Genomic DNA, 25,172 nt, shown 5'->3' on the forward strand with positions numbered 1-25,172 from the left:
CGCTTCAAAGGAATCCGATCGAAATCCACGGGAAGATCGCAACGATAATCAATCCTACGAGCAACGCCAGCAGATAGCCCCAGATTGGCCTGATGCCTTCGGCGGGGTCAACGCGTCCAATCGCGCAGGCGGCATAATAGCCGACGCCGAAGGGCGGGGCGAACAGGCCGATGCCCATGGCGAGGATGATGACCATGGCATAGTGCACCTCGTGCACCCCGACGGCGCGCGCGATCGGAAACAGAAGCGGCCCGAACAGCACGATCGCCGGGATGCCTTCAAGCACGCTGCCCAGGATGGTGAAGGCCAGGATCGAGACCGCGATGAAGGAGGCGGAGCCGCCGGGCAGCCCGGTCATGGCTGACGCAAGCGAGCGGGAGAAACCGGATTGTGTCAGGCCCCAGGCCATGCCCGTGGCGGTGCCGATGATCAGCAGGATCGCTCCCGACAGCGCGGCGGTTTCGACCAGCATCGGAAACAGCCGTCGCCAGTTGAAGCGGCGGTAGATCAGAAGGCCGACCAGGACGCCGTAGACGATGCCGATGGTCGAGACCTCGGTCGCGGTCGCGATCCCCTCGACCACGGCGTAGCGGATCACGAAGGGCAGCGCGAGCGCGGGCAGGGCGATGACGAAGGTCTTGCCGATCTCACCAGCCGTGGCGCGGCGGACATGGCTCATGTCCTCGTGGCGGTAGCGCCACCAGACCAGCATGCCGAGTGTTAGCGCCAGCACCGCGCCGGGCAACAAGCCGCCGGTGAACAGGGCCGCGATCGAGACGCCCGTGACCGAGCCGATGGTGATCAGCACAAGGCTTGGCGGGATGGTTTCGGTCTGCGCGCCGGTGGCGGCGAGCAGGGCGACGAGATCGCCGGGCTTGGCGCCGCGCTGCTTCATCTCGGGGAAAAGCACCGGCGCGACCGCGGCCATATCTGCCGCCTTGGCGCCGGAGATGCCGGAGACCAGGTACATGGCGCCGACCAGCACGTAGTGCAGCCCGCCACGGACATGGCCGAGCAGGCTCGCCAGGAACGCCACCATGGCCCGCGCCATGCCGGTCATTTCGATCAACAGCCCCAGGAACACGAACAGCGGCACCGAGAGCAGGATCAGATGGCTCATGCCCTCGTCCATCCGCCCGACCAGCACCATCACGGGCGTCCGCGTCGTCAGCGCGAGGTAGCCGAAGATCGCAAGGCCAAAGCCGAACGCAATGGGAACGCCGGCAAAGACGCAGAAGCCGGCGACGCCGACGAAAAAGATCACCAGGTTGAGATTGCCGAGCGGCCGCAGATAGGGCTCGGCGAGCCAGAACAAACCGACGACGACGGCAACGGTTGCGGCGGCCGCCAGCACGGTCCGATAGTCGGTGGCGCGCAGCAGGCGCAGCACCGCAAACGCCGCCATCAGGCAGATGCCGACCGGCAGCGCAGCGGCGCGCCACATGTTCGAGATCTGGAGCGCCGGCGTCGTGATGAAGCTTTCCTCATAGGCGTAATCGTAGGACGGCCAGACGATCATCACGAGAAACGCCAGCGCGGCGCAGACCGCCACGAGATCGAGATACGCCCGCATCGCCGGGCTCGCGCTCGCGACGATCGCCGTCATGCGCATGTGCTCGGAGCGGCGGAACGCCACCGCCGCGCCCAGCATTGCCAGCCACAGGAACAGGATGGATGCGAGCTCGTCGGACCAGATCAGCGGCCGGTGCAGGCCATAGCGTGCGACCACACCGGCAAACAGGATGACGATCTCGGCGACGACAAGGATCGCCGCCGGGAACTCGACGGTGAAGCCGAGCATGCGCTCCAGCGAAGCCAGAAACGAAGGTCGGCGAGGGGACTGCAGGGTCACCTCGCCTGCCACCTCGGTCACCTCTGCCTCGATATGAGCCATGACGGCCTTGATGCGTTACGACAGCTTGCCGACGGCCTTTTCCAGAAGGTCCCAGGCCTGGTCGCCGTACTTACCCTTCCACTCGGCATAGAAGCCGGCGCTGCGCAGTTTGTCGCGGAATGGCGCGATTGCCGGTTGGTTGAAGGCCAGGCCTTTGCCCGCCAGTTCCTGCTGCAGATTGGCATTGAGCTTGGCGGTATCTTCGCGCTCCTTGACCGCGGCGGCGTTGATGTTCTTGGCGACGATCGCGCGGACATCCGCTGGCAATTTTTCCCACGCGCGGCGGTTCGCCAGGAACCAGAAGCCGTCCCACATGTGGTTGGTCAGCGAGCAGTATTTCTGCACCTCGTAGAGCTTGGCGGTCGAGATGATCGCCAGCGGGTTCTCCTGGCCTTCGACGACCTTGGTCTGGAGCGCCGAATAGACCTCGCTGAAGTTGATCGAGGCGGGCGCCGCATCGAACGCCTTGAACATCGAGGTCCACAGCGGCGACACCGGCACGCGGATCTTGAAGCCCTTCAGATCGTCCGGACCGTTGATCGGCTTGGTCGAGGACGTGGTCTGGCGGAAGCCGTTGTCCCAGATCTTGTCCATGACCTCCAGGCCGGCCTTCTTGATCTCGCCGCGCACATGACCGCCGAGGTCGCTGTCCATGGCCTTCCAGACCGTGTCGTAGTCCGGGAACGCGAAGCCAATGCCGTTGATCGAGGCCGCCGGCACCAGCGTCGCAAGGATCAGGCCGGACAGCGTAAAGAACTCGACGCCGCCGGAGCGGATCTGGCTCAGCATGTCGGTGTCGGAGCCGAGCTGGTTATTCGGGAAGATCTGGAGGTCGAACTTGCCGTCAGTCTCGCTCTTGATCGCCGCGGCCATCTCCTTGGCGCGGATGTTCAGCGGATGCGTGTCCGGCAGGTTGTTGGCGTATTTGTAGGTGAACTGGGCCGTCTGGGCGCGCGCCACATGGGGGGCGCCGATACCGCCGAGGACCGCGGTCGCGGCGGAGGCCTTGAGAAGCGTGCGTCGGGAAAAGCTCATCGGGGGTTTGCTCCCAAAAGGTTTGTTGTTGTTCTGAGACGCAAACCTATACGGACGGAACGCCATGAGGTCATCTGCGATCTCGCGAGGTGTCGCTTATTGCAGCGGAGCCGGGCCGCGGCAATATCGGCTTTCGGAGGTGCGGGCGCGCCACCAAAAAGCGCAAAACAACCCCATGCAAAGTAGCGCCTGGTTGCTGATACAAGCTGAGCGGCTACGATGATTTGGAGGCTCAACCGAATGCGCGTTGTCAGGAATTCCGCCTAAATAACTGATCTAATTAGATATAAAAATATTCCATAATATACCTTATGCGAATTACGGATATGGCGCGCAGAACAGGCGCGACAATTCTTGGGCTACACAGAACCCTGCTCCCGGCCCAGAGTTGTGCAAGCGAAGCGCAAGGCATACGTGCGCCAAACACCGCTGCTCATGGGAGGCACATCATGCAAGACGATGGCGAGCGCGGAGCCGAGGCTCACAACATTCCATTCGATGCCGCCAAGCTCGATCGTCTGATGGAGGCCGCTGGCCTCGACGTCCTGATCGCGACCTCGAAGCACAATGTGCAGTACCTGCTCGGCGCGGAGCGCGCGATCTTTTTCGACTACATGGACGCCATGGGCGTCAGCCGCTATCTGCCGGTCCTGGTTTACCCCAAGGGCGTGCCAGGCAAAGCCATCTATATCGGGCATCGTCTGGAGACCCATCAGCGCGCCGTGGCACCGCCCTGGGTGGCGCAGGTGCTGACCGAATCCAGCGGTTCGGTGGATGCGGTGACCCGTGCCGTTAGCGCCCTGAAGGGCGCCGGCGTGCCGATGAATCGGGTCGGGGTCGAGATGGCATTCCTGCCCATGGACGCAGGGTGGGCGCTGGTCGACGCCCTGCCCAATGCCGAGATCAGGGATGCGTTGCTGGTGCTGGAGCGCCTGCGCGCGGTCAAGTCGGCGGCGGAGCTTGCCAGGCTCAAGACGGCCTCAGAGTTCGTGATCGCGTCCATGCTGGAGGTGATTTCGAAGCACGGCTCTGGCACGACCAAGCAGCAGCTGTCCGACGCCTTGCGCGTGGCGGAGGCCCGGCGCGGGCTGACCTTCGAGTATTGCCTGCTTGCCTGCGGCAGCAGCCATAACCGGGCGCCATCGCCGCAGCGCTGGGAGCAAGGCGATGTGCTCTCGCTCGACTCGGGCGGCAATTACCATGGCTATATCGGCGACCTCGCCCGCATGGCCGTGCTGGGCGAGCCGGACGACGAATTGAAGGACCTGCTCGCCGAGATCGAGGCCGTCCAGCGTGCTGCGTTTTCCGCCGTGCGGCCCGGCGCGCTAGGCGGTGCGATCTATGCCGCGGCCGAGCAGGAGCTCGCCAAGATCAGCCAGCGCGACTGCACCGACTTCCTGGCCCACGGCATGGGCCTCGTCAGCCACGAGGCCCCTCGCCTGACAGCCAAGGGCCCGGTTCCCTACGATGATCCCGACGCGCGGCTGCCGCTGGAGGTGGGCATGGTGGTGTCGATCGAGACCACGATGAAGCATCCCAGGCGCGGCTTCATCAAGCTCGAGGATACCGTCGCGGTGACGCCAACGGGCTACGAGATTTTCGGCGAAGCTGGCCGCGGCTGGAATATTGGCGGCCGCGCGCTTTAGCGGCGACAAAGAGAGGCTACCCGGCAGCCAGGGTGGAATTCTAACCCGGGGCTTGCGCGCAAGCCGCGGCGGATCTAATGGCTCGCCCGAACCCAAGCAATAATTTGGTCAACGACCTGATCGATCGTAAGATTGGTCGAGTCGAGAACATGCACACGCCATCGCGGGTCGCCGCGTTGCCAATTGACCCAGCGCTCCCACCGCATCGTATCGAGTTGTCGGCCGCATATCACATCCTGCCGCCACTGGGGATCGACGGCGTGCACGCGCTGCCACGCCGCCCATGACAGCATATCTTGTGTCGCTCCATGTGTTCCACGCTTCCGAAGGCGGTCCAAACGCACTACATCGTGGCAATCGAGGAGCGCGACGCGAATTTCTCCAATGTGGGACGCTGACGGGCAAGCCAGTATTTCCCCCATGATGGCGCCACCAACGATACCCGTATCTTTGCCACGTTGCTTATTTTCGACCGCCACCTGAATCCAGCGCTCGGTCGTGAGTGGTCGCCATTCTGGCGGACAGGGTGAAGGCACGCCAAATTCATCGAAGTCCCGCCAATCTATCTCTGGCAGGGTTGCTCGCAATCCCGGCAGGCTTGCGCTCTTGCCAGAACCACTAGCACCAGTGAGGAAGAACATACATGCGGCCCTTGTCGCGTGAATCTGTGCGCTCGAGTGTCGCTCCTCTCGAGTGTCGCTGCCTTGGCGGCGATTGCAAGGCTCGCGATGTCCGTTCCTGGGCCAACTCGGACCTCTGGTGAGGTCCGCTGAAGCGCTTTAGCGCGGCGGCAGCAGGTCGATCTCGCTCTGCGCCTTCTTGACGGCGTTCGTGAACCAACTCTGGCTGGGCGCCGCCTTTGCGAAGCACTGGGTGAGCGCGGCCATCGCGTGGTCCTCGCGGGTCATATCGCCCCGCGGGTCCTTCTTGTCGACGGGCTTTGCCATCATCTGTTTCCAGACCTGCTCGCAGGCCGGGATCTCTGCCGTCTTCACGGCGTCGCGGACGGCGACGAAAAAGACATTCTCGCCCTGGATCACGACCACGTCGATTTCGCTGGGCGGCCCCTTGATGTCGCCATTGCCCCGCAAACCCAGCACGGCCACCGCGACGCTCGCCGCTGCAGGCTTGGCGATCGGCAGTTCCGCATATTTGGCGAAGGCGGAGTCCTGGATCGCAGCATAGTAGAACTCTTCCGATTTGAAAGCGGCGTCGATCTCCTGCGGCATGTTGTCTTTGCGGTGATCGCCGAGCCAGTGCTTGAGCAGCCCCGTGGTCGTCACCACGACGTTCGTCTTGTCGCCTTCGTTCCTGAAAACGAGCCCGTCGAGATGGCCGAAGCCGATGTCGTCCTTGTACAGCGTATCGACGTTGGAGGTTGCCTCGGCAGGAAGCCCCTTGATCGTCACAGGCCCGATAAGGCCGCGCAGCACCTCAGACAGCTCCTTGATTGCTGCGTCGTGCTGCTTGCTGGTTTCGTCGTTTTCGGGAGCCTTGGCGAATTTTGCGATGTAGCGATCACGCAGATCAAGGTAGTGCTGCTCTGGAGAAGCCGCACGCGCGTTGGTGGCGAGTACGAGCAGGCAGACGAGGCTAAGCCATTTCATGAGGGTCCCGCGGAGGTAAGAGCAGTCTCCCTTTGTGCCCGGATTCCGCGGGAAGGTTCATCGGCGGAGAAGACGCTGGCCTCGCAGCGTTAGGGCTGATGACCCAACTTCACGATCATCTTCGGGTGACGTTCACTCAGGGCCCTCAACGCAAGCAAGCTCTTCCGTTCCTCTTCCCGGTCGAATGTAAAACTCCCAGGTTCGACGCCGTGCTCCCAGCCCCAGCGCGTGTGGCAAGCGTCGCCAGTGAGGAGCACCGGACCTGTCGGCGTGCGGGCGAGATAGGAGACATGCCCGGCCGTGTGTCCGGGAGTCAGGATTGCGAACAACGAGCCGTCACCGAAGACATCGATCACCCCTTTGAAAGTCCCGTCCGGATCCTTGGTAAACTGAAATTCCTGAATGGCTGGCCGGCCCTCAAAGAAGGCGTTTTCCATCCCCTCGACGAAGACGTTCTCGAACTTCTTCTCCCCGGCCTCTCCGGGACCTGTATAGAACGGCACATCGTTCGGAATGTCCGGCATCCCGGAGATATGATCGAGATGAAGATGGGTCATGAGCACCCCTTTGAGGGGAGCCCCTTCAGATTTGATGATCGACAATGGGTCTTGCCGGACTTGCATCTTGTCGAGCTTTGCGAAGTTTCGCACCACCCATCCGACCCCCAAGCTCTTGGGGTCCTCGACAAACCGCTTCGAAACACCGGTGTCGACCATGTAGAATCCTTCGGTCGGATGTTTCACAAGATGGGTGTAGATCTGGATCGGCTCCTCGTGATCCGTGAGCCCTGCCTGCACGGCTTGGGGGTCCTTCAGATTGAGCAGCCCCGATAGATCGGCGACCCAATCCGCGCTGGCAACCGTCTCAACCTCGATGGGGCCCGGCTTATCAATCAGCGTTTCCATGGCCGACGAGCTGACAGGCTTGCCGAGACCGGCATGCTGCGTTGGATGGGATGTCTGCGCGCATGCGGAAAGCGCGACAATGGCTAGGGCGCCAATGAAAAGGAGTCCTGATTTGCGGAGCATGATTGTTTTCCTCGTTTCTGCTGCCGCTTTTGCCCTGGACCGATAGAATAGCAATCGCCTAAGTTCCTATGTTGCCATACATAATTGGATAGCCCCGGCTGAGCCTGAGGAGCGAACGTGGACCTGCAATGGGATGACCTCCGCATTTTTCTGGCCATTTGCGACGCCGGGAGCCTGAGTGGCGCCGCGCGACGCCTCAAAGTCAGCCAACCCACTTTGAGCCGCAGGATCGCAGAGATGGAGTACGGGCTCGGCGAGCCGCTTTTCGTCCGCAAGAGCCAGGGCATCGCCTTGACAAAAGCAGGTACGAGGCTGCTTCCCGCCGCGCAAGGCATGGCGCAATGGGCGACCGAAGCCAATCGCTCGCTCGATGCGAAGAACTCGCCCGTGAGCGGCCGCGTGCGCATCACGGCGGCCCCCTCGTTCGCTTTCGATTTCCTGGCGCCGATCGCGGAGAAGCTCAAGAGAAAGCATCCACAGATCACGCTCGAAGTTCTGGCCAGCACGCAACGCTTGAATCTCTCGCTTGGCGAGGCGGACATCGCGCTCAGGAGACATCCGTCCGATGATCCTGATCTGATCACGGTCGATGAAGTTGTCGTTCCGATCGGCGCGTATGCGAGCAGGGATTACGCACGCAGACTGCCCGCGAAATACGATTTCCGCGACCTCGACTGGATCGCATGGGCGGGAGAGCGTGAGATGACGAGCCCGAATCCGGAGCTAGCGGCCAGGATCGCGGACTTTCGTCCCGCTTTCACGTCTGACGATTACAGCGTACAGGTCGCGGCCTGCCAGGCCGGCGTCGGCGCGATGATCCTTCTGAAGACGTCCCATCGGCTCAGGCGACCGGGCGAACTCGTCGAGCTCAAGCTCGAGCCTCCAGCCTCGCTCCGTGCAGAACTCGCTATCATCTGCCACAAGCGCTTGGCGGATCTCCCCAAAGTCAGAACCGTCGTGGACCTGCTCACGCAAGAATTCGCTGATCTGAGGAAGGACCAAGAGAGGCCCAAAGGCGCGAGGAACTTCGACAGGCGACGGCAATGATCCCCGGTCAGGCAAGAACCAGGAAGAAAGCGCCACCCGCCCTTTCCTCGTGCCGGCTTTAGCGCCGGCCGCCGACTTCGTCGATCCGGCGCAGCATGTCGGCGGGATCGTCATAGACGCGGAAGGCGCCGGATTGGCGCAGCTCGTCCGGTCCGTAGCCGCCGCTCAAGAGGCCGACGCCAAGTGCGCGGCAACGGACCGCCGCCATCATGTCCCAGACGCTGTCGCCGACCACGACCGCCGTCTCGATCGGCGCGTTCAGCCGCGCGGCTGCGGCGAGAAACAAATCGGGATCGGGCTTTGCGTATTTGACCTGGTCGCGCGTCACCACGGGCGTGCGGGCGGGATCGACGCCGAGCGAGGCGAGATTCACGGCCGCGGTCTCCATCCGGCCGCTGGTGGCGATCGCCCACGGGATCTTCGCTTCCGACAGCCATTGCAGCAATTCGCGTGCGCCCGGCAGCGGACGGATCTGGCCGGCCTGCTGCTGGTAGGACGCCGCGTGCGCGCGGCGCAGCCGGTCGATGCGCTCCTCGCTGATCTCGACGCCGATCTCGCGCAGGAGCTGGTTGGTGAAGAGACCACCGCTCATGCCGATCTTGCGATGGATTCGCCAGACCGAGAGCTCGATGCCCTCGGCATCGAGCGCATGCTTCCAGGCGAGAACGTGCTGATAGACGCTGTCGACCAGCGTGCCGTCGAGGTCAAACAGGAAGACCGGTTCGATGCGCATGCAAGCTCTCCGTCAGAATGCCGCGGACCGAGGCGCCCTCGCCTCCGCCGCGGACATGGAAGCATACGATCAAGACAAAGGCTTGTTCCTTTCGGCGTCAGCGATGCCGCAGCCGGCGATTGACCCGCCGCGCCAGATAGTCGCCCGCGGACTGGACCGCCTGCACAAGCGCGATCAGCACGACCACGACGGCGAGCATCATCTCCGGCATGAAGCGCTGGTAGCCATAGCGGATGCCGAGATCGCCGAGCCCACCTCCCCCGACCGCGCCGACCATCGCGGAGTAGCCGAGCAGGCTGACGATCGCGAGCGTGAGAGCGAGGACGAGGCCGGGCAGCGCCTCGGGGATCAGCACCTTGAACACGATCTGGAGCGGCGATGCTCCGAACGAGGATGCCGTCTCGATCAGGCCGGCATCGACCTCGCGGATCGCGGCTTCGACGAGCCGTGCGATGAAGGGGGTGGAGGCGATCGTCAGCGGTACGATCGCCGCCGTCGATCCGATCGACGTGCCCGCGACGAGACGCGTGAACGGGATGATCGCGACCACCAGAATGATGAAGGGCGTCGAGCGCGTCGCGTTCACGATCATGCCGAGCACGGCATTGACCGCGGGCGCGGCAAACAGCTCGCCCTTGCGGCTGGTTGCCAGAAACACGCCAATCGGCAGGCCGAAGACGGTGCCGAGCAGCGCGGCGATCGAGACCATGAACAGACTCTCGCCTGTGGCCTGGACGATGAGATTGATCATTTCAGGCGACATGGCCGAGGCGCTCCGAAGCGAATTGGTGTTGCGCGAGCCAGGCCAGCACCTGCTGTGCCGCGCCCTCCCCGTCGGGAATCCCGACCGTCAGCGAGCCGACATGCTGGCCGCCGATCTCGTCGATGCGCGCGGCGAGCAGCGCCACGTCGATGCCAACTTCGCGCGCGAGCCGCGCGACGAGCGTGTCACCTGCACCCGTGCTGCGCACCTGGACGCGGATCACGGCCTGCCCGCCCGCAACCGGCTGCGCCGCGAGGCGCGAGGCCAGCGACACCGGCAGGCTGTCGCCCACGACTTCCGCGATGAAGGATTGCGTGATGGGATGCTGGGGATTGGTGAAGATGTCGGCGACGTGGCCGCGCTCGACGATGCGGCCGGCGTCGATCACCACCACCTCCTTCGCGAGCTGCCGCACCACGGACATCTCATGCGTGATCAGCACGATGGTCACGCCAAGCTCGCGATTGATATTGGCCAGCAAATCGAGGATCGCGCGCGTGGTCTGCGGATCGAGTGCCGAGGTCGCCTCATCCGACAGCAGCACATTGGGACGCGTAGCGAGCGCCCGCGCAATGCCGACACGCTGCTTCTGGCCGCCGGAGAGCTCTGAGGGATAACGGTCGGCCTTGTCATCGATGCCGACGAGCGCGAGCAGCTCGGCAACACGCGCCCTGATCTCGGTCTTCGGCCAGCCGGCGATTTCCAGCGGCAGCGCGATGTTGTCGGCGGCGGTGCGCGACGACAGCAGGTTGAAGTGCTGGAAGATCATCCCGATCGAGCGCTGCGCGAGCCGCAAGTTCCCCCCGGCGAGCGCGGAGATGTCGCGGCCATCGACCACGACGCGGCCGGTGGTCGGCTTCTCCAGCCCGTTGATCAGGCGCACCAGGCTCGACTTGCCCGCGCCGGACCGGCCGATCACGCCGGTGATCGATCCGCGTGCGATGGCGAAGTCGATGTTCTGCAAGGCATTGACGCCGGGCTTGTCGCGATAGGCCGGATAGATCTTGGAGATGCCTTCAAACCGGACCATGGCGTCGAGCGCATCGCCCGGCGAAATTGCTGCGGGTGCCCCGATCGGTTCCCCGACCACGAGCGCTTGGTGTGCATTCATTCGAAAAACTCTCGTTCGCAAGACATCGCCGGCTCGAGCGGCCGCGCGAGTGGCAGCGCTGGGAAGCGCCAGGCGAGTGGAAAGGCCCAACGGCGCGTTGCTGCAGCACGCACAATCGCCCGATCCTGTCTGTCTTGCAATCGCAGATATTCAGGCAGTGTTGGGCAAAAGCTTTCCCTAATCGGCTCGATAAGAGAGAATCCGTTCTTGGCATCGCCTAGCCCCCGCGGAGTTGCAACCACGGCAGCACGATGACGAGCAATCCGGCGAAATAGATCAGCCCGAAGATCAGGCCGAAGCTCCAGAACTGGCCTTTGCCGATGTAGCCGCTGCCGAAATACATCGGCGCAGGTCCCGTGGCGTAAGGTGAGATCACGCCCATCAGACCCAGCGAATACATGCAGAGCATCGCGAGCGTCGTCACTGGAAGGCCGGCGATGCCGGAGCCGACCGCGAGCACCACCGGCAGCACCGCCGCTGCGTGCGAGGTGATGCTCGAGAAGAAATAGTGAATCCAGAAGAACAGCGCGACCAGCATGATCATCGCTGTCGACGGCGACAGCCCGGCAAGAGGTTTGGCATATTCGTTGGCGAACCATTTGATGAAGCCGATTTCGTTCAGACCCGAGGCCAACGTCAGAAGCGAGGTGAAATAGAAGAACACCTCCCAGGCGCTCTTCTCGCTGACGATGTCGTTGAACTCGACGACGCCGGTGATCAGCATCAGTGAAATCACGATGAACACGACCGTCGTGGCGTTGATGAAGTTCGAGCCGAGGATGGGCAGGCTGATGTCGGGGGTCGAGCCTGTGATCCACAGGAACATCGCGAGCACGATCAGGCCCAGCATGATCCATTCGTGGCGCGACATCGGCCCCATCGTCGCCAGCTCCCCGCTGGCCCATTCGGAGATCTCGGGGCTCCGCTTCACCTCGGGACGGCAGATGGCATAGCTCAGGAGCGGCACCAGCAGCATCAGAAGAATGCCGAGCGGTGCAAAGCCGATGAACCACTGCGCCCAGCTTATGTCGATGCCCACGGTCCTTTTGGCGATGGCGAGCGCGGCGGCATTTGGCGCAAGCGCGGTGAAGAACAGCGAGCTCGTCACGGCGGTCGCCGCGAACGCGGTCCACATTACATAGGTACCGATCTTGCCGGCGGTTGGTCCGGGCTCGGAGCCGTAGATGCGCGGGATGTTGCTGATGATGGGATAGACGATGCCACCGCTGCGGGCCGTGTTCGAGGGCGTTGCCGGCGCCAGCAGGAAATCCGACATCGCGACCGCATAGCCGAGGCCGAGCGTGTTGCGCCCGAGGCTGCGCACCAGCACGAGCGCAATTCGCCGGCCAAGCTGGCTCTTGCGATAGCCGATCGAGAACACGAACGCACCGACGATCAGCCAGACCGTGCTCTCGGCGAAGCCCGCCAGCATCCAGCGCAGCGACTTCGTCGGATCGGGATCGATATAACCGCTGATGCCGGCGACCGTCAGCCCGATCAGGCCGACGGCGCCGACCGGCATCGATTCCAGAATGAGGCCGGTGATGACGGCGGCGAACACCGCGAAATAGTGCCACTGATTGGCGTTTAGCCCCGCTGGGACCGGCCACAGATAGATCGCAAGCCACACCACGAGCGGGGCGAACAGTTTCCAGCGAAACCGCTTCGCCTCCGGCGCCTTTGCGTCAACCGCCTTCGAGCCAACCGGCGTTGAGTCAACCATCTTGGGCACTCCCCCTCAATTCCTGTGGCATTGTGCCGGCCCGTTGACCGAGGTTCGGCCGCCCCGAAGGGCCGTATACGGATAGTCTAAGACGCGAGCAATGGCCGCGCGAGGCAAGCCGGCCGGCGATGTCACAAACACGTGGCGTCATTGGCGGTTCGCCGGGTCTCGACAGATGCGGACCGGTGCGCCTATCCTGCCGGCCATGAGCAGCGAGCACGACCATCACCACGATCACGACCATTCGGAACTCTCCGAAACCGAGCTGCGCGTGCGTGCGCTGGAGAGCATTTTAACTGAGAAGGGCTACGTCGAACCGGCCGCGCTGGATGCGATCATCCAGGCCTTCGAGACCAGGATCGGCCCGCACAACGGCGCGCGCGTCGTCGCCAAGGCCTGGACTGATCCGGCTTTCAAAGAGGCCCTGATGGAGGACGGCAGCAAGGCGATCGGCACGCTCGGCCATGTCAGCCGCGTCGGCGATCACCTGGTCGTGGTCGAGAATACGCCCGAGCGCCACAACATGGTCGTGTGCACGCTGTGCTCCTGCTACCCCTGGGAAATGCTGGGGCTGCCGCCGGTCTGGTACAAGGCTTCGCCCTATCGTTCGCGTGCGGTGAAGGATCCTCGCGGCGTGCTCGCCGACTTCGGCGTGACGGTGCCGAAGGACACCGAAATCAGGGTGTGGGACTCGACCGCCGAAACGCGCTTCCTGGTGCTGCCGATGCGGCCCGAGGGCACGGAAGGCTGGAGCGAAACACAGCTCGCTGAGCTCGTGACGCGCGATTCCATGATCGGCACCGGCTTTCCGAAGACGCCGGGAGCGCCGTCATGAACGGCGTGCACGACATGGGCGGCATGGACGGGTTCGGAAAGGTCGAGCCCGAGCCGAACGAGCCGACCTTCCACGCGGACTGGGAAGGCCGCGTCTTGGCCATGGTGCGCGCGCTGGGCGGCGCTGGGGCCTTCAACATCGACACGTCGCGCTTCTATCGCGAGACCTTGGCGCCGCACGTCTATCTCTCGAGCTCTTATTACCAGAAGTGGTTTTTGGGGCTCGAGGAGATGCTGCTCGACAAGGGCTATATCGCAAAGGAGGACGTCGCGGCCGGCCATGCGGTGACCCCAGCAAAGCCGCTCAGGAACGGCAAGTTCAAGGTCGACGATCTCGAGCGGATCATGGTGCGCGGCAAGTTCGCCCGCCCTGCTCCGGCGCCGGCCCGCTTTGAGATCGGCAATCGGGTGCGCGCGAAGAATATCCATCCGGCGACGCATACCCGGCTGCCGCGCTATGTGCGCGGCCATGTCGGCGTGGTCGAGCGCAACCATGGCTGCCAGGTATTTCCGGATTCGGCCGCGATGGAGCTCGGCGAAAATCCGCAATGGCTCTACACGGTGGTGTTCGAAGGGCGGGATCTCTGGGGCGCGGATGGCGATCCGACCTCGAAGATTTCCATCGATGCGTTCGAGCCCTATCTGGACCCCGCGTGATGAGCACGGCTGCTGCACAGGCGACCGCAGCCGTCCCAAGCATTCCCCGCGATGACGGTGGCCCGGTGTTCCGTGCGCCGTGGGAGGCGCAGGCCTTTGCGATGGCGCTGACGTTGCACGAGCGCGGCGTCTTCACCTGGAGCGAATGGGCCTCAGCGCTCGCCGAGGAGATCAAGCGCGCGCAGGCGGCGGGCGATCCCGACACCGGCGAGACCTATTATCTGCACTGGCTGGCGACACTGGAAAGGCTCGTCGCCACCAAGGGCGTCACCTCCACGGAAGCCCTGCACCGCTACCGCGACGCCTGGGATCACGCCGCCGACCGCACCCCGCATGGTCAGCCGATCATGCTCAGGGCGGAGGATTTTTCGAGGTAGGCCGTACCGCATTTAATGCCGTCATTCCCCGCGAAAGCGGGGAATCCAGTACACCGCGGCTTCTCCGTATTCGTCACTGTCTCTGGAATACTGGATCACCCGCTTTCGCGGGTGATGACATCGGAAGATGGGTCGCTACGGTCGCGCCACGTACTCCGCCCATCCCTTCGCGCGCAGGCTGCATGCCGGGCACTCGCCGCAGCCATAGCCCCAGTCGTGCTGCGCGCCGCGTTCCCCGAGATAGCAGGTGTGCGATTGCGCGCGGATGAGGTCGACGAGACCGTCGCCGCCGAGCTCATGCGCGAGCTGCCAGGTCGCGGCCTTGTCGATCCACATCAGCGGCGTATGCAGCTCGAACGCCCGCGCCATGCCGAGCGAGAGCGCGTTCTGCATCGCGCGGATGGTCTCGTCGCGGCAATCGGGATAGCCCGAGTAATCCGTTTCACACATGCCGCCGACGATATGGGTGATGCCGCGCCGGTAGGCGAGCGCGGCGGCAAAGGTCAGGAACACCAGATTGCGGCCGGGCACGAACGTGTTGGGCAGACCGTCGGCGCCCATCGCGATCTCGACGTCGCGCGTCAACGCCGTCTCTGAGACTGCCGCCAGCGTCGGGATCGAGAGCGTGTGGCTCTCACCCAACTTGTCCGCCCAATCGGGGCGCAAGGACTTCAGGCCATCGACGAGACGCTCGCGGCAGGCGAGCTCGACGGCATGGCGCTGGCCATAGTCGAAGCCGAGCGTCTCCACCCGCGCAAAGCGGCTCAGTGCCCAGGCGAGGCAGGTGGTCGAATCCTGGCCGCCGGAGAACAGCACCAGGGCGGTTTCGGACGAAAATTGTTCGCTCATGGGCGCGATTTAGCATCGTGTGCCGGCGCCGCCAATCGGTGGAAATCGGCTCATTTCACGGCGTTGTGCTGGGAACGCCGGGCCGCTTGCGGCATAAAGCTGACATTGAGGAGAATTGGCCCGCAATGACCCCTTCCCGCGACATTTCACGCCTGATCGAGATCATGGCGACGCTGCGCACGCCCATCACCGGCTGTTCCTGGGACCTCGAGCAGAATTTTGCGACGATTGCGCCCTACACGATCGAGGAGGCCTATGAGGTCGCCGACGCAATCGCGCGCGGCGATTTCGACGACCTCCGCGAGGAGCTCGGCGATCTCCTGCTCCAGGTCGTCTATCACGCGCGCATGGCGGAGGAAGAGAACGCGTTTGTATTCGGCGACGTGGTCGAGGCGATCACGCGGAAGATGATCCGCCGACATCCGCACGTGTTTGCCGACAAGGACGGCAACATCCAGCCCGCCGGCGTCAAGAGCGCGTGGGAGCGCATCAAAGCCGAGGAGAAGGCCGAGCGCGCCGCGCGCCGGCCGCCGCAGGAGACGAACCACAAATCGCTGCTGGCAAGCGTCAAGGCCGGCATGCCTGCGCTGACGCGCGCGATGGCGTTACAGCGCAAGGCCTCCACCGTCGGCTTCGACTGGAACGACCCGCGCGCGGTGCTGAGGAAGATCCGCGAGGAAGCCGACGAGATCGAAGCTGCGCTCGACCGCAACGACAAAGAGGAGCTGACTCAAGAAACCGGCGATCTCCTGTTCGCCGTCGTCAACCTCGCCCGCCACGTCGAGGCCGATCCGGAAACCGCGCTGCGCGCGACCAACGCGAAGTTCGAGCGCCGTTTTGCTTACATCGAGCGTATGCTGGAGGCGCAGGGCCGCACGCTCGCGCAGGCCTCGCTGGCGGAGATGGACGCGCTGTGGAACGCGGCGAAGGCGGAGGAGAAGCCTGCTGACGATAAACGCAAGGAAGTTCGCCGGTAGCTCCACCGTCGTCCTGGCGAAAGCCAGGACCCATACCGCGGAATCTATCGATGAATCGAGGCGGCCAGTACCGCGCTCAAACCACCTCCTGGGGTAATGGGTCCTGGCTTTCGCCAGGACGACCCCGCATTTGGTATTATGCCTACGCGGCGTGATGCGGCACGGCGTCGAAGCGGTTGACCACGATATCCCGCTTGGTTTCGTCCACCCGCACGGTCATGTCGAAGCGGCCGTCGTGCAGCTCTTTCGCCAGCACTTCGGAATTGCGATGCAGCCACGAGATGCCGGCGCCGTCGGCAGCGTCGATGGAGAGATCGAGCGTGGTGCGTTTTGCTGCCAGCCGTTCCTCGATCGCGGTGAGCAGTGCGTCGATCCCCTCGCCTGACACGGCTGAGACCAGCATCGCGGGATGATCCGACGGCCTGCGCGCAGCGATGTTCACGAGCTCCTCGCGTTGCTCGGAATCAAACCGGTCGACTTTATTCCAGACCTCGATGATGCGGCCGGAGTCGTCGGGATTGATACCGAGCTGGCGCAGCACGGCGTCGACGTCGCTCTGCTGCGCCTCGGCGTCCTCGTGCGAAATGTCGCGAACATGCAGGATGACGTCGGCCTCGAGCACCTCCTCCAGCGTGGCGCGGAAGGCCGCCACGAGCTGGGTGGGGAGATTGGAGATGAAGCCGACGGTGTCCGACAGCATCGCCTTGCCACCATGCGGCAGGCTGAGCGCGCGCAAGGTCGGATCAAGGGTTGCGAAAAGCATGTCGGCAGCCTGCACATCGGCGCGGGTCAGGCGGTTGAACAGCGTCGACTTGCCGGCATTGGTGTAGCCGACCAGCGCGACGACGCGGTACGGTACGCGCTGCCGGCCGGCGCGGTGCAAGCGCCGCGTCGCCTGCACCTTCCTCAATTCATTCTCGAGCCGCGAGATCCGCTCGGAAATCAGTCGCCGGTCGGCCTCGATCTGCGTCTCGCCCGGACCGCCCATGAAGCCGAAGCCGCCGCGTTGGCGTTCGAGATGGGTCCAGGAGCGCACCAGGCGCGAGCGCTGATAGTTGAGATGTGCAAGCTCGACCTGGAGCGCGCCCTCCTTCGTCTTGGCGCGGCGGCCGAAGATTTCCAGGATCAGGCCGGTGCGGTCGAGCACCTTGGCGTTCCAGGCCTTCTCGAGATTGCGCTGCTGGATCGGCGAGAGTGCACAATCCATCACCACGAGCTCGACTTCGAGGCTCTTGATCAGCCCGGTGATCTCCTCGACCTTGCCCTTGCCGAGATAGGTCGCGGGGCGAATCTGGCCGATCGGCGCGACCAGGCTATCTGCGATCTCGAGGTCGATGGCGCGTGCAAGGCCCGCGGCCTCTTCGAGCCGCGCCTCGGCATCGCGCAGGACATGGCTTTCCGATTGCGCATCGGCTCCGCCGGCGCGCACACGCATATAGGGGCCGATGACGATCACCCGCCCTGTCTGTCCAGCCTCAGCCGACCGCGGACGGTCAGCGCCCCCGTCGAAATTCCGGGGTTCCAATCAGATCACTCTCAAGCCGGCTGATCCTCGCCGCCTTCGAACAGCTGGATCGGAGCGCCGGGCATGATGGTCGAGATCGCATGCTTGTAGACGAGCTGCGAGTGACCGTCGCGCCGGAGCAGCAAACAGAAATTGTCGAACCAGGTCACAATTCCCTGCAGCTTTACTCCGTTGACCAGAAAGATCGTCAGTGGCGTCTTGGTTTTGCGAACGTGATTAAGGAAGGTGTCTTGTAGGTTTTGTGCGCGGTCTGCCGCCATTGTTGTTATCTCGCTTTGAGTTTCTTGTTGTTTGGATCGTCCGACCGGTTGCTGCCCTCTTTTAAAGAGTATCGGTTTGAGATGCGGGGGCCTCGCCCGGTTGCCGACCCTCATGAGATCCCCCTCCGGAGGGTCGGCGGAACGATTAGAAGACAGGTACGCTTATTAGGCAAGCCGCTTCACGCGGCAGCCCGCATCCAAATCCTCCGAAAAACTACGGAAATCGATGATTTTCCTCTGATATTATGAACGTATGGCCGATCGGACGCGGCTCAACCGACGCCAAGTGCCTTCAACTTCCGGTGTAGTGCCGATCGCTCCATGCCGACAAATTCGGCAGTCCGCGAAATATTGCCGGAAAAGCGGCTGATCTGGGCGATCAGATAGTCTCGCTCGAACACCTCGCGTGCCTCGCGCAGCGGCAACCCCATGATGTGCTCGCCATTGTTGCTGGTTGGCATCGCCGGCACCATCGAGCCGACGTCCTGCGGCAGCATGTCGGCCGTGATGATCACCTCCGGCCCACCGGCAGCGAGAATCATGACTCTCTCAACGTTGTTGCGGAGCTGACGGACGTTGCCGGGCCAGACGTGGGACTGGAGCACCGCCATCGCGTCCTGGCCGATCTGGCGCTTGGGCAGGCCCGTGGCCGCGGAGATCTGGTCCATGAAATAGTCGATCAATTCTGGAATGTCCTCGCGCCGTTCGGAGAGCGCGGGCACCCGGATCGGGACCACCGAGAGGCGGTGATAAAGATCCTCGCGGAACGTGCCCGCTGCGATCTCCTCCTCGAGGTTGCGGGCGGTCGAGGAGATGATGCGCACGTCGACCTGTACCTTGCCGGTGCCGCCGACGCGCTGGAACGACTGCTCGACCAGCACGCGCAAGATCTTGTTCTGGGTCTCGCGCGGCATGTCGGCGATCTCGTCGATGAACAGCGTGCCGCCATGAGCTTCTTCGAGCGCGCCCGACTTGCGCGGCTGCTCGCCGTTGGACTGCTCGACGCCGAACAGTTCGTGCTCCATGCGTTCCGGCGTGATCGCCGCCGCATTGATCACGACGAAGGGCCCGTCGGCGCGGCCAGAGGCCGCATGCAGCGTACGTGCGGTCAGTTCCTTGCCGGCGCCCGCGGGGCCGACGATGAGGATGCGGCTGTTGGCCTTGGCCGCGCGCTCGATGGTCTGGCGGAGCTGGTTCATGCTGGGCGAGCGGCCGACGAGCTGGCTCGCGGTCGGGGCGAGCTGCTTGAGCTCTCTCACCTCGCGCTTCAGGCGCGAGTTTTCCAATGCACGCGTCGCCACCAGGATCAGGCGGTCGGCCTTGAACGGCTTCTCGATGAAGTCGTAGGCGCCGCGCTTGATCGCGGCGACCGCGGTCTCGATGTTGCCGTGGCCGGAGATCATGACGACCGGCAGGTCGGCATTGTCTTTCTTGACCTGCTCGAGCAGCTGCAGGCCGTCGAGCTTGGAGCCTTGCAGCCAGATGTCGAGGAACACCAGATGCGGCCTGCGATTGGCGATCTCCGCAAGTGCAGAGTCGCTGTCCCGCGCGGTCCTGGTGACGAACCCCTCGTCTTCCAAAATGCCCGCGACGAGATCCCGAATATCGGCCTCATCATCGACAATCAGAATTTCATTTGCCATGGGTTGCGCCCGCTCTGTCAGTTGCCCGTTGAGGCTTTGATTCTTGTTGCATCATTGGTCGTTTCTGCCGGCTCTTTGGTTTCGTCGGCCGGCGCCTTTGTGTCCGGTTCTTTGGCAGTTTCCCGGGCCTTCTGCGCCGCGTCCTTCACCTCGATGGTGTTGGCATGGCCCGAGATCGCAAAACGCATCCGCATCCAGGCACCGCGCTGGCCTGCCCGGAAGTCGGAGGCATCCTTCAACTCGATGCGCCCGCCATGGTCCTCCAGGACGCGGCCGACGATCGCAAGCCCGAGGCCCGTGCCCTTGGCCCGAGTTGTCACATACGGCTCAAGGAGTCGCGAGCGCGCAACCTTGGGCAGGCCGATTCCGTTGTCGACGACGTCGATCAGCACGTCCTGGGCTTCGCGCGAGACCACGACATCGATGCGGCCCTTTCCACCATCTTTGCCGATCTCCTCCGGAGGAACCTGCTCGATCGCTTCCGTCGCATTCTTGACGATGTTGGTGACGGCCTGCGAGATCAGCCGGCGGTCGAACTGCGCGCGCAGCGGGTCTTGCTTGAAAGTGGTCTCGATGTCGAGCTCGGGATGCGCGACCTTCATCAAAAACACTGCCTGCCGCACGGTGTCGACGACGTCCTCGCCTTCCATCACGGGTTTTGGCATGCGCGCAAAGCGCGAGAACTCGTCGACCATGCGTCTGATGTCGTCGACCTGGCGCACGATCGTGTCGGTGCACTGGTCGAAGATCGACTTGTCCTTCTCCTCGGTGATGGTCTTGCCGAATTTGCGGCGGATACGCTCGGCGGAGAGCTGAATCGGCGTCAGCGGGTTCTTGATCTCGTGGGCGATGCGGCGCGCCACGTCGCCCCAGGCCGAGGTGCGCTGCGCCGAGACGAGCTCGGTGATGTCGTCGAGCGTGATGATGTAGCTGTCGCGCGGCTGGCTGGTCTTTTCGGCGCTGACGCGGACCGACAGGTTGCGCTCCTGCCCGTCGCGCATGATGGTAATCTGGCCCTGTACCAGCCGCTGGGTGCCCTCCCGCGCGGTTTTCATCATATCGTCGAGCTCGGGCAGCACTTCGGACAAGGGGTGGCCGAGCGTCTCGGATTCGGCGTGGCCGATCAGCTTCTCCGCGGAACGGTTCAGGATGCCGACACTGCCCGAGGCGTCGGCGCCGATGATGCCGGCGGAGGCCGAGGACAGCACGGCCTCGATGAAGCGGCGGCGGCTGTCGATCAGGTCGCTGGCGCTGACGAGTTCGTCGCGCTGGCTGCGCAGCTCCTGGGTCATCTTGTTGAAGGTCTCGCCGAGCTGGGCAAGATCGCCTTCCGATTTGTGCACGGGGACCTGGACGTGGAGGTCGCCGGTCGAAACCGTATGGGCCGCGTTCATCAGCCGCCTGATAGGCGCCACCAGCCAGTTGGCGAAATTCAATCCGATCAGCACCGAGGCCATCAGGATGGTCAGCGCGATCACCGCGAACATCAGCGCGAACGCGACCTGGATGCCAAGTCTGCGCGATTCAATCTGGGCATACTCGGCGACGCCCAGCTGTGTCTGCTTCACCTGTGCCACGACGCGAGGGTCAAGCTGACGGGCGACATAGAGGAAGGTGTCGTTGAAGGCGCGAAGCCGGATCACGGCCGCCACGTAGTTGTTCTCCGGCAGGACGGCGATTTCCGGCTCGCTCTCGCCGACATTGCTGAGGAACTCCGGAGCTGGGGGCGAATAGGCGAGCCGGATGCCGGTGTCCGCCGATTCCAGGATGTTGGTATCCTTGTCGATGATCATCGCGCCCGGCAGATTCCGGGAGCTTGCACTCGCCGTCAGCAGCTCGCGAAACGACCGCCGGTCCTGGTCATAGAGCGGACGGGCATGTGCGATGTCGTTGGCCATTCCCAAAATGTCGCCGCGAATGAGCTGGGCATGATCCTGCATATAGGCGAGCGCGATCGTCAGTGAGTTCTGGATCACCTCCTTGGTCGGCCCGGAGAACAGCCGGTCGAGGCCGCGCTCGATGGTGACGTTGGCGACGATCGCGACCAGCACCGCCGGCAGCACCGCGATCACCGAAAACAGCCCCACGATCTGGAAATGCAGCCGAGCCGCCGCCCGCCCCCGCCGGCGCGCCTGGATCATCTGCCAGATCTCGTGGACGATGATACCAACCAAGAGCAGGATGGTGCCGGCGTTGATCATCAGGAACGACCTGACGACGTCAGGCGTCGGCTCGATACGGGTCAGCCCGGTCAGGACGACGAAGGTCAGGAAAGCCGAAAGCAGTGCCAGGAAGACGGCAAACGGTGCCAGCCAGCGGCGCGGCGACCAGCGCCGGGCTTCTGTAGCTGGAGACGTATCAAAGGCAGCGCCCGAGTTATCTTCGCTGGTCATTCCGGCAATGGTGATGCTGAAAACGGGATCCGTGGGTCACGGATACTGATGCATTCATATCACATTGTTGCCGAATTGCGACAATTCCGCGGCGCATGCACCGCGGCGGACAGGCGCATCCACAGGCGCTTGGGCAGTCACTCCGGGGCGACCTGTAGGGCCGGACCCGGAATCTCGAGATTCCGGGTTCGCCGCTTCGAGGCGGCCCCGGAATGACGGCGGTGGGGACTACCCCCCGCTCCGGTACACCTGAATATCCAGGTCCCGAATCTTCTTGCGCAGTGTGTTGCGGTTGAGGCCGAGCAAGTCGGCGGCACGGATCTGGTTGCCGCGGGTGGCGGCGAGCGCGGCGGTGAGCAGCGGGACCTCGATCTCCTTGAGGATGCGGTGATAGAGGCCGGGCGGCGGCATGCCGTTGGGGAAGCCCTGGAAGTGCGTGGACAGATACGCCTCCACGGCCCCGCCGAGATTGTCGACGCCCTGCTGGACCGCAGCACCCGGGCTGACCGAGGGCGGCGCAAGCTCACCATCGATGACGGACGACGTGATGACGTCCTGCGGATAGAGAGCGGCAAGGCGCCGTGCGAGGTTTTCAAGTTCGCGTACGTTGCCGGGCCAACGATGCTGCTTCAGCCGTTCGAGAGCCAGCGCGTCGAGCTTCTTCGGCGGCAGGCCGTCCTTTTCGGCGAGTGCGAAGAAGTGACGCACGAGATCCGGCAGGTCCTCGATGCGTTCGCGCAAAGGGGGCAGCCGCAGCGGCACGACGTTGAGGCGGAAGAACAGGTCCTCGCGGAACAGCCCCTGCTGGATCAGGACACGCAGATCCTTGTTGGAGGCGGCAACGATCCGCACGTCGGTCTTGATCGGAGTCCGGCCGCCGACGGTGGTGTATTCACCCTGCTGGAGCACGCGCAACAGGCGCGTCTGTGCTTCCATCGGCATGTCGCCGATCTCATCGAGGAACAGCGTGCCGCCCTCGGCCTGCTCGAAGCGGCCTGAGGCGCGGGTGTTGGCGCCGGTGAACGCGCCGCGCTCATGGCCGAACAGTTCGGACTCAATGAGGTCGCGCGGGATCGCTGCCATGTTGACCGCGACGAACGGACCGTTGCGACGCTTGCCGTAGTCGTGCAGCGCGCGAGCCACCAGCTCCTTGCCGGTGCCGGACTCGCCCGTGATCATCACGGTCAGATCAGTCTGCATCAGCCGTGCCAGGACGCGGTAGATCTCCTGCATCGCCGGCGAGCGGCCGACCAGCGGGATCGCTTCCATCTCCGCGTCTTCGTCCGGGCTCGAGGTCCGCTCCTTCGGCTCAGCCAGGGCTCGCCCGACGATCGCGATCAGCTCCTTCAGGTCGAAGGGCTTTGGCAGATATTCGTAAGCCCCGCGCTCGGAGGCCCGGATCGCGGTCATGAACGTGTTCTGCGCGCTCATCACGATGACCGGCAGGTTCGGCCGCATCTTCTTGATGCGCGGCAACAGGTCGAAGGCGTTTTCATCCGGCATCACCACGTCGGTGATGACGAGATCGCCCTCGCCCTGGCTGACCCAGCGCCACAGCGTGGCGGCGTTGCCGGTCAGCCTGACTTCGTACCCTGCCCGGGACAGGGCCTGATTAAGAACCGTGCGGATGGCGGTATCGTCATCAGCAACGAGAATGCTACCTGCGGGCATATTCAATCCTCATTTTGCCCCCTGTGACGCAGGCGACGGCTTCCCGGCAGAGTCGGCGCGACTGCTTTGATCGGCGTGTTTGATGGAGGTCGAGTACATCGGCATCAGCACGCGGAAGGTGGTCTTGCGCGGCTGAGACTCGCATTCGATGATGCCACCGTGATCCCCAACGATTTTTGCGACCAGCGCCAAGCCAAGACCGCTGCCGGTCTGCTTAGTGGTCACGAAGGGATCGAACAGGTTGGGCAGAAGATCGTCCGGCACGCCCGGTCCGTTGTCCTTGACGCAGAATTCGAGCGGCAGTGATACCCGGGATTTTTGACCGGGCACTGACAGGCGCACGCCGGGGCGGAAGGCCGTGGTGAGCTGAATCTCGGCGTCGGGCACGTCGATCAGGGCTTCTGCGGCGTTCTTCACCAGATTGAGGAACACCTGGATGAGCTGGTCCTGGTTCGCGAGCACCGGTGGCAGAGAAGGATCGTAATCCTCGATGAAGCGGATGTTGCGGGCAAAACCGGATTGCGCGAGGCGCTTCACGTGGTCGAGCACGGAATGGATGTTGACCGGACCGCGCACGACGGGCCGTTCGTCGCCGAACACCTCCATGCGGTCGACCAGCGTGACGATACGGTCGGCCTCGTCGCAGATCAGCCGCGTCAGCATGCGATCCTCCGAGGAGGCTTGCTGCTCGAGGAGCTGGGCGGCACCGCGGATGCCGGAGAGCGGGTTCTTGATCTCATGCGCGAGCATCGCGGCGAGCGCAATCACCGAGCGCGCCGCGCTGCGATGTGTCAGCTGGCGGTCCATCTTGTCGGCAATGGTGCGCTCCTGGAGCATCACCACGATGTAGCCGGGCCGCTCGGTGAGCGGAGCGACATGCAGATCGACCTGGCGGTCGCCGCCCATGCGCGGAGTGCCGAGATCGACCTTGTATTCATTGATCGGTGAGTTCGACGAACGTACCTGGTCGATCAATGCCAGGAGCGGGCTGCCGAACGGCACCAGCTCCTTTAGCGACTGGCGCTTGAGGAACTGGGTCGAGATCTCGAAGAACGCCTCCGTCGCGATATTGGCGTCGATGATCTTGCCGTCCGGCCCGATCAGCAGCACTGGATTGGGCAGTGCGTCGAGGATTGCGTCGCCGTTTGACGGAAGCGGCCGACGATGTTCAGCGGCTGAGCTCATGCAGCAGCGCTCCATGCGAAGTCGTCGAAGGCGTCTTGCAGTGAACGGTGAACGGCACGTGGATCCTCGGATGTGAGGATGCTCTGGCGCCAAGCCTTCAGCTTCTCGGTCGGCGCGCGGCTGAGATGGGCCGCAACGTCCAACGCCCAGCCGAGATGCTTGCGCGCATGCCTGAGGCCGATGCGTAAGCCATAGAGATCGCAGATGCCCTCAT

At 63.8% G+C, this 25,172-nt stretch carries 22 protein-coding genes and 1 pseudogene; 6 read left to right on the forward strand and 17 right to left on the reverse strand.

The annotated features are described in order from the left end of the window. Positions 1-4: 4 nt before the first annotated feature. Positions 5-1,894, reverse strand: a complete 1,890-nt coding sequence (locus tag Q3C01_RS13725; protein ID WP_458145852.1) for a TRAP transporter large permease — start codon at positions 1,892-1,894, stop codon at positions 5-7. 15 nt (positions 1,895-1,909) lie between these two features. Further along, positions 1,910-2,929 carry a TRAP transporter substrate-binding protein gene (locus tag Q3C01_RS13730; RefSeq protein ID WP_458145853.1) on the reverse strand — a complete coding sequence of 340 codons (1,020 nt, stop codon included), beginning with the start codon at positions 2,927-2,929 and terminating at the stop codon, positions 1,910-1,912. A gap of 449 nt (positions 2,930-3,378) precedes the next feature. Here Q3C01_RS13730 and Q3C01_RS13735 point away from each other — a divergent pair, with 449 nt between their 5' ends. Then, a complete protein-coding gene (locus Q3C01_RS13735; RefSeq protein ID WP_458145854.1) occupies positions 3,379-4,575 on the forward strand; it encodes a M24 family metallopeptidase in 1,197 nt (398 codons plus the stop codon). Positions 4,576-4,649: 74 nt separating this feature from the next. Here the strand turns inward: Q3C01_RS13735 and Q3C01_RS13740 are convergent, their stop codons facing one another. The 3 genes from Q3C01_RS13740 to Q3C01_RS13750 all read right to left on the reverse strand — a co-directional run bounded on the left by Q3C01_RS13740 (position 4,650) and on the right by Q3C01_RS13750 (position 7,210). Beyond that, on the reverse strand, positions 4,650-5,216 hold the full coding sequence (locus tag Q3C01_RS13740) for a hypothetical protein (RefSeq protein WP_458145855.1): 567 nt from the start codon (positions 5,214-5,216) through the stop codon (positions 4,650-4,652). A 138-nt stretch (positions 5,217-5,354) separates the two neighbouring features. Continuing rightward, complete coding sequence (locus tag Q3C01_RS13745; protein WP_458145856.1) at positions 5,355-6,182, reverse strand: hypothetical protein; 828 nt, start codon at positions 6,180-6,182, stop codon at positions 5,355-5,357. 89 nt (positions 6,183-6,271) lie between these two features. Next, positions 6,272-7,210, reverse strand: a complete 939-nt coding sequence (locus Q3C01_RS13750; protein WP_458145857.1) for an MBL fold metallo-hydrolase — start codon at positions 7,208-7,210, stop codon at positions 6,272-6,274. A 117-nt stretch (positions 7,211-7,327) separates the two neighbouring features. Here Q3C01_RS13750 and Q3C01_RS13755 point away from each other — a divergent pair, with 117 nt between their 5' ends. After that, positions 7,328-8,257, forward strand: a complete 930-nt coding sequence (locus tag Q3C01_RS13755) for a LysR family transcriptional regulator (protein WP_458145858.1) — start codon at positions 7,328-7,330, stop codon at positions 8,255-8,257. 58 nt (positions 8,258-8,315) lie between these two features. Here Q3C01_RS13755 and Q3C01_RS13760 read toward each other — a convergent pair whose 3' ends face one another. The 4 genes from Q3C01_RS13760 to Q3C01_RS13775 all read right to left on the reverse strand — a co-directional run bounded on the left by Q3C01_RS13760 (position 8,316) and on the right by Q3C01_RS13775 (position 12,587). Then, positions 8,316-8,990 (reverse strand): HAD family hydrolase, encoded by a 675-nt coding sequence (locus Q3C01_RS13760; protein ID WP_458145859.1) that lies wholly within the window; start codon positions 8,988-8,990, stop codon positions 8,316-8,318. A gap of 97 nt (positions 8,991-9,087) precedes the next feature. Next, positions 9,088-9,753, reverse strand: a complete 666-nt coding sequence (locus tag Q3C01_RS13765) for a methionine ABC transporter permease (protein ID WP_458145860.1) — start codon at positions 9,751-9,753, stop codon at positions 9,088-9,090. After that, on the reverse strand, positions 9,743-10,864 hold the full coding sequence (locus tag Q3C01_RS13770; RefSeq protein ID WP_458145861.1) for a methionine ABC transporter ATP-binding protein: 1,122 nt from the start codon (positions 10,862-10,864) through the stop codon (positions 9,743-9,745). The genes Q3C01_RS13765 and Q3C01_RS13770 overlap by 11 nt, the downstream gene beginning before the upstream one ends. Before the next feature lie 217 nt (positions 10,865-11,081). Beyond that, entirely contained in the window at positions 11,082-12,587 is a 1,506-nt protein-coding gene (locus Q3C01_RS13775) for a DASS family sodium-coupled anion symporter (protein ID WP_458145862.1), read from the reverse strand. A 175-nt stretch (positions 12,588-12,762) separates the two neighbouring features. On the opposite strand from Q3C01_RS13775, the gene nthA reads away from it, so the two are divergent. Genes nthA through Q3C01_RS13790 form a run of 3 tightly spaced genes read left to right on the forward strand, consistent with a single transcriptional unit; the run spans position 12,763 to position 14,455 of the window. Beyond that, complete coding sequence (gene nthA / locus Q3C01_RS13780; RefSeq protein WP_458145863.1) at positions 12,763-13,422, forward strand: nitrile hydratase subunit alpha; 660 nt, start codon at positions 12,763-12,765, stop codon at positions 13,420-13,422. Further along, positions 13,419-14,078, forward strand: coding sequence for a nitrile hydratase subunit beta (nthB, locus tag Q3C01_RS13785; RefSeq protein ID WP_458145864.1), 660 nt, complete (start codon positions 13,419-13,421; stop codon positions 14,076-14,078). The genes nthA and nthB overlap by 4 nt, the downstream gene beginning before the upstream one ends. Then, positions 14,075-14,455 carry a nitrile hydratase accessory protein gene (locus tag Q3C01_RS13790; protein WP_458145865.1) on the forward strand — a complete coding sequence of 127 codons (381 nt, stop codon included), beginning with the start codon at positions 14,075-14,077 and terminating at the stop codon, positions 14,453-14,455. Before nthB ends, Q3C01_RS13790 begins: the two co-directional genes overlap by 4 nt. Before the next feature lie 135 nt (positions 14,456-14,590). Here the strand turns inward: Q3C01_RS13790 and queC are convergent, their stop codons facing one another. Further along, a complete protein-coding gene (queC, locus tag Q3C01_RS13795) occupies positions 14,591-15,304 on the reverse strand; it encodes a 7-cyano-7-deazaguanine synthase QueC (protein ID WP_458145866.1) in 714 nt (237 codons plus the stop codon). Positions 15,305-15,429: 125 nt separating this feature from the next. Here queC and mazG point away from each other — a divergent pair, with 125 nt between their 5' ends. Continuing rightward, a complete protein-coding gene (mazG, locus tag Q3C01_RS13800; protein ID WP_458145867.1) occupies positions 15,430-16,281 on the forward strand; it encodes a nucleoside triphosphate pyrophosphohydrolase in 852 nt (283 codons plus the stop codon). A 142-nt stretch (positions 16,282-16,423) separates the two neighbouring features. Here the strand turns inward: mazG and hflX are convergent, their stop codons facing one another. The 7 genes and pseudogenes from hflX to Q3C01_RS13835 all read right to left on the reverse strand — a co-directional run. Next, entirely contained in the window at positions 16,424-17,806 is a 1,383-nt protein-coding gene (gene hflX, locus Q3C01_RS13805; RefSeq protein WP_458145868.1) for a GTPase HflX, read from the reverse strand. 11 nt (positions 17,807-17,817) lie between these two features. Next, on the reverse strand, positions 17,818-18,066 hold the full coding sequence (hfq, locus tag Q3C01_RS13810) for an RNA chaperone Hfq (protein ID WP_007591126.1): 249 nt from the start codon (positions 18,064-18,066) through the stop codon (positions 17,818-17,820). A gap of 272 nt (positions 18,067-18,338) precedes the next feature. After that, positions 18,339-19,709 (reverse strand): nitrogen assimilation response regulator NtrX, encoded by a 1,371-nt coding sequence (gene ntrX, locus Q3C01_RS13815; protein WP_458145869.1) that lies wholly within the window; start codon positions 19,707-19,709, stop codon positions 18,339-18,341. Positions 19,710-19,726: 17 nt separating this feature from the next. Continuing rightward, positions 19,727-22,102 (reverse strand): sensor histidine kinase NtrY-like, encoded by a 2,376-nt coding sequence (locus Q3C01_RS13820; protein ID WP_458145870.1) that lies wholly within the window; start codon positions 22,100-22,102, stop codon positions 19,727-19,729. A gap of 228 nt (positions 22,103-22,330) precedes the next feature. Further along, positions 22,331-23,773: a nitrogen regulation protein NR(I) gene (gene ntrC, locus Q3C01_RS13825; protein WP_254095200.1), complete on the reverse strand. Its 1,443-nt coding sequence runs from the start codon at positions 23,771-23,773 to the stop codon at positions 22,331-22,333. Between the two features lie 9 nt (positions 23,774-23,782). Further along, positions 23,783-24,958 carry a two-component system sensor histidine kinase NtrB gene (locus Q3C01_RS13830; protein WP_458145871.1) on the reverse strand — a complete coding sequence of 392 codons (1,176 nt, stop codon included), beginning with the start codon at positions 24,956-24,958 and terminating at the stop codon, positions 23,783-23,785. After that, positions 24,955-25,172, reverse strand: a pseudogene (locus tag Q3C01_RS13835) (tRNA dihydrouridine synthase DusB); the annotation flags it as partial. The pseudogene Q3C01_RS13835 and the gene Q3C01_RS13830, both read right to left, overlap by 4 nt.

The organism is Bradyrhizobium sp. UFLA05-109 (assembly GCF_054185165.1).

Excerpts from the sequence above, each read along its gene's own strand:
- Q3C01_RS13750 (WP_458145857.1), bottom strand. The coding sequence starts at position 7,210 with ATGCTCCGCAAATCAGGACTCCTTTTCATTGGCGCCCTAGCCATTGTC.
- nthB (WP_458145864.1), top strand. The coding sequence starts at position 13,419 with ATGAACGGCGTGCACGACATGGGCGGCATGGACGGGTTCGGAAAGGTC.
- ntrC (WP_254095200.1), bottom strand. The coding sequence starts at position 23,773 with ATGCCCGCAGGTAGCATTCTCGTTGCTGATGACGATACCGCCATCCGC.
- Q3C01_RS13730 (WP_458145853.1), bottom strand. The coding sequence starts at position 2,929 with ATGAGCTTTTCCCGACGCACGCTTCTCAAGGCCTCCGCCGCGACCGCG.
- nthA (WP_458145863.1), top strand. The coding sequence starts at position 12,763 with ATGCGGACCGGTGCGCCTATCCTGCCGGCCATGAGCAGCGAGCACGAC.
- Q3C01_RS13740 (WP_458145855.1), bottom strand. The coding sequence starts at position 5,216 with ATGTTCTTCCTCACTGGTGCTAGTGGTTCTGGCAAGAGCGCAAGCCTG.
- Q3C01_RS13725 (WP_458145852.1), bottom strand. The coding sequence starts at position 1,894 with ATGGCTCATATCGAGGCAGAGGTGACCGAGGTGGCAGGCGAGGTGACC.
- Q3C01_RS13775 (WP_458145862.1), bottom strand. The coding sequence starts at position 12,587 with ATGGTTGACTCAACGCCGGTTGGCTCGAAGGCGGTTGACGCAAAGGCG.
- hfq (WP_007591126.1), bottom strand. The coding sequence starts at position 18,066 with ATGGCGGCAGACCGCGCACAAAACCTACAAGACACCTTCCTTAATCAC.
- mazG (WP_458145867.1), top strand. The coding sequence starts at position 15,430 with ATGACCCCTTCCCGCGACATTTCACGCCTGATCGAGATCATGGCGACG.
- Q3C01_RS13760 (WP_458145859.1), bottom strand. The coding sequence starts at position 8,990 with ATGCGCATCGAACCGGTCTTCCTGTTTGACCTCGACGGCACGCTGGTC.
- Q3C01_RS13735 (WP_458145854.1), top strand. The coding sequence starts at position 3,379 with ATGCAAGACGATGGCGAGCGCGGAGCCGAGGCTCACAACATTCCATTC.
- Q3C01_RS13765 (WP_458145860.1), bottom strand. The coding sequence starts at position 9,753 with ATGTCGCCTGAAATGATCAATCTCATCGTCCAGGCCACAGGCGAGAGT.
- Q3C01_RS13770 (WP_458145861.1), bottom strand. The coding sequence starts at position 10,864 with ATGAATGCACACCAAGCGCTCGTGGTCGGGGAACCGATCGGGGCACCC.
- Q3C01_RS13745 (WP_458145856.1), bottom strand. The coding sequence starts at position 6,182 with ATGAAATGGCTTAGCCTCGTCTGCCTGCTCGTACTCGCCACCAACGCG.
- Q3C01_RS13820 (WP_458145870.1), bottom strand. The coding sequence starts at position 22,102 with ATGACCAGCGAAGATAACTCGGGCGCTGCCTTTGATACGTCTCCAGCT.
- queC (WP_458145866.1), bottom strand. The coding sequence starts at position 15,304 with ATGAGCGAACAATTTTCGTCCGAAACCGCCCTGGTGCTGTTCTCCGGC.
- ntrX (WP_458145869.1), bottom strand. The coding sequence starts at position 19,709 with ATGGCAAATGAAATTCTGATTGTCGATGATGAGGCCGATATTCGGGAT.
- Q3C01_RS13830 (WP_458145871.1), bottom strand. The coding sequence starts at position 24,958 with ATGAGCTCAGCCGCTGAACATCGTCGGCCGCTTCCGTCAAACGGCGAC.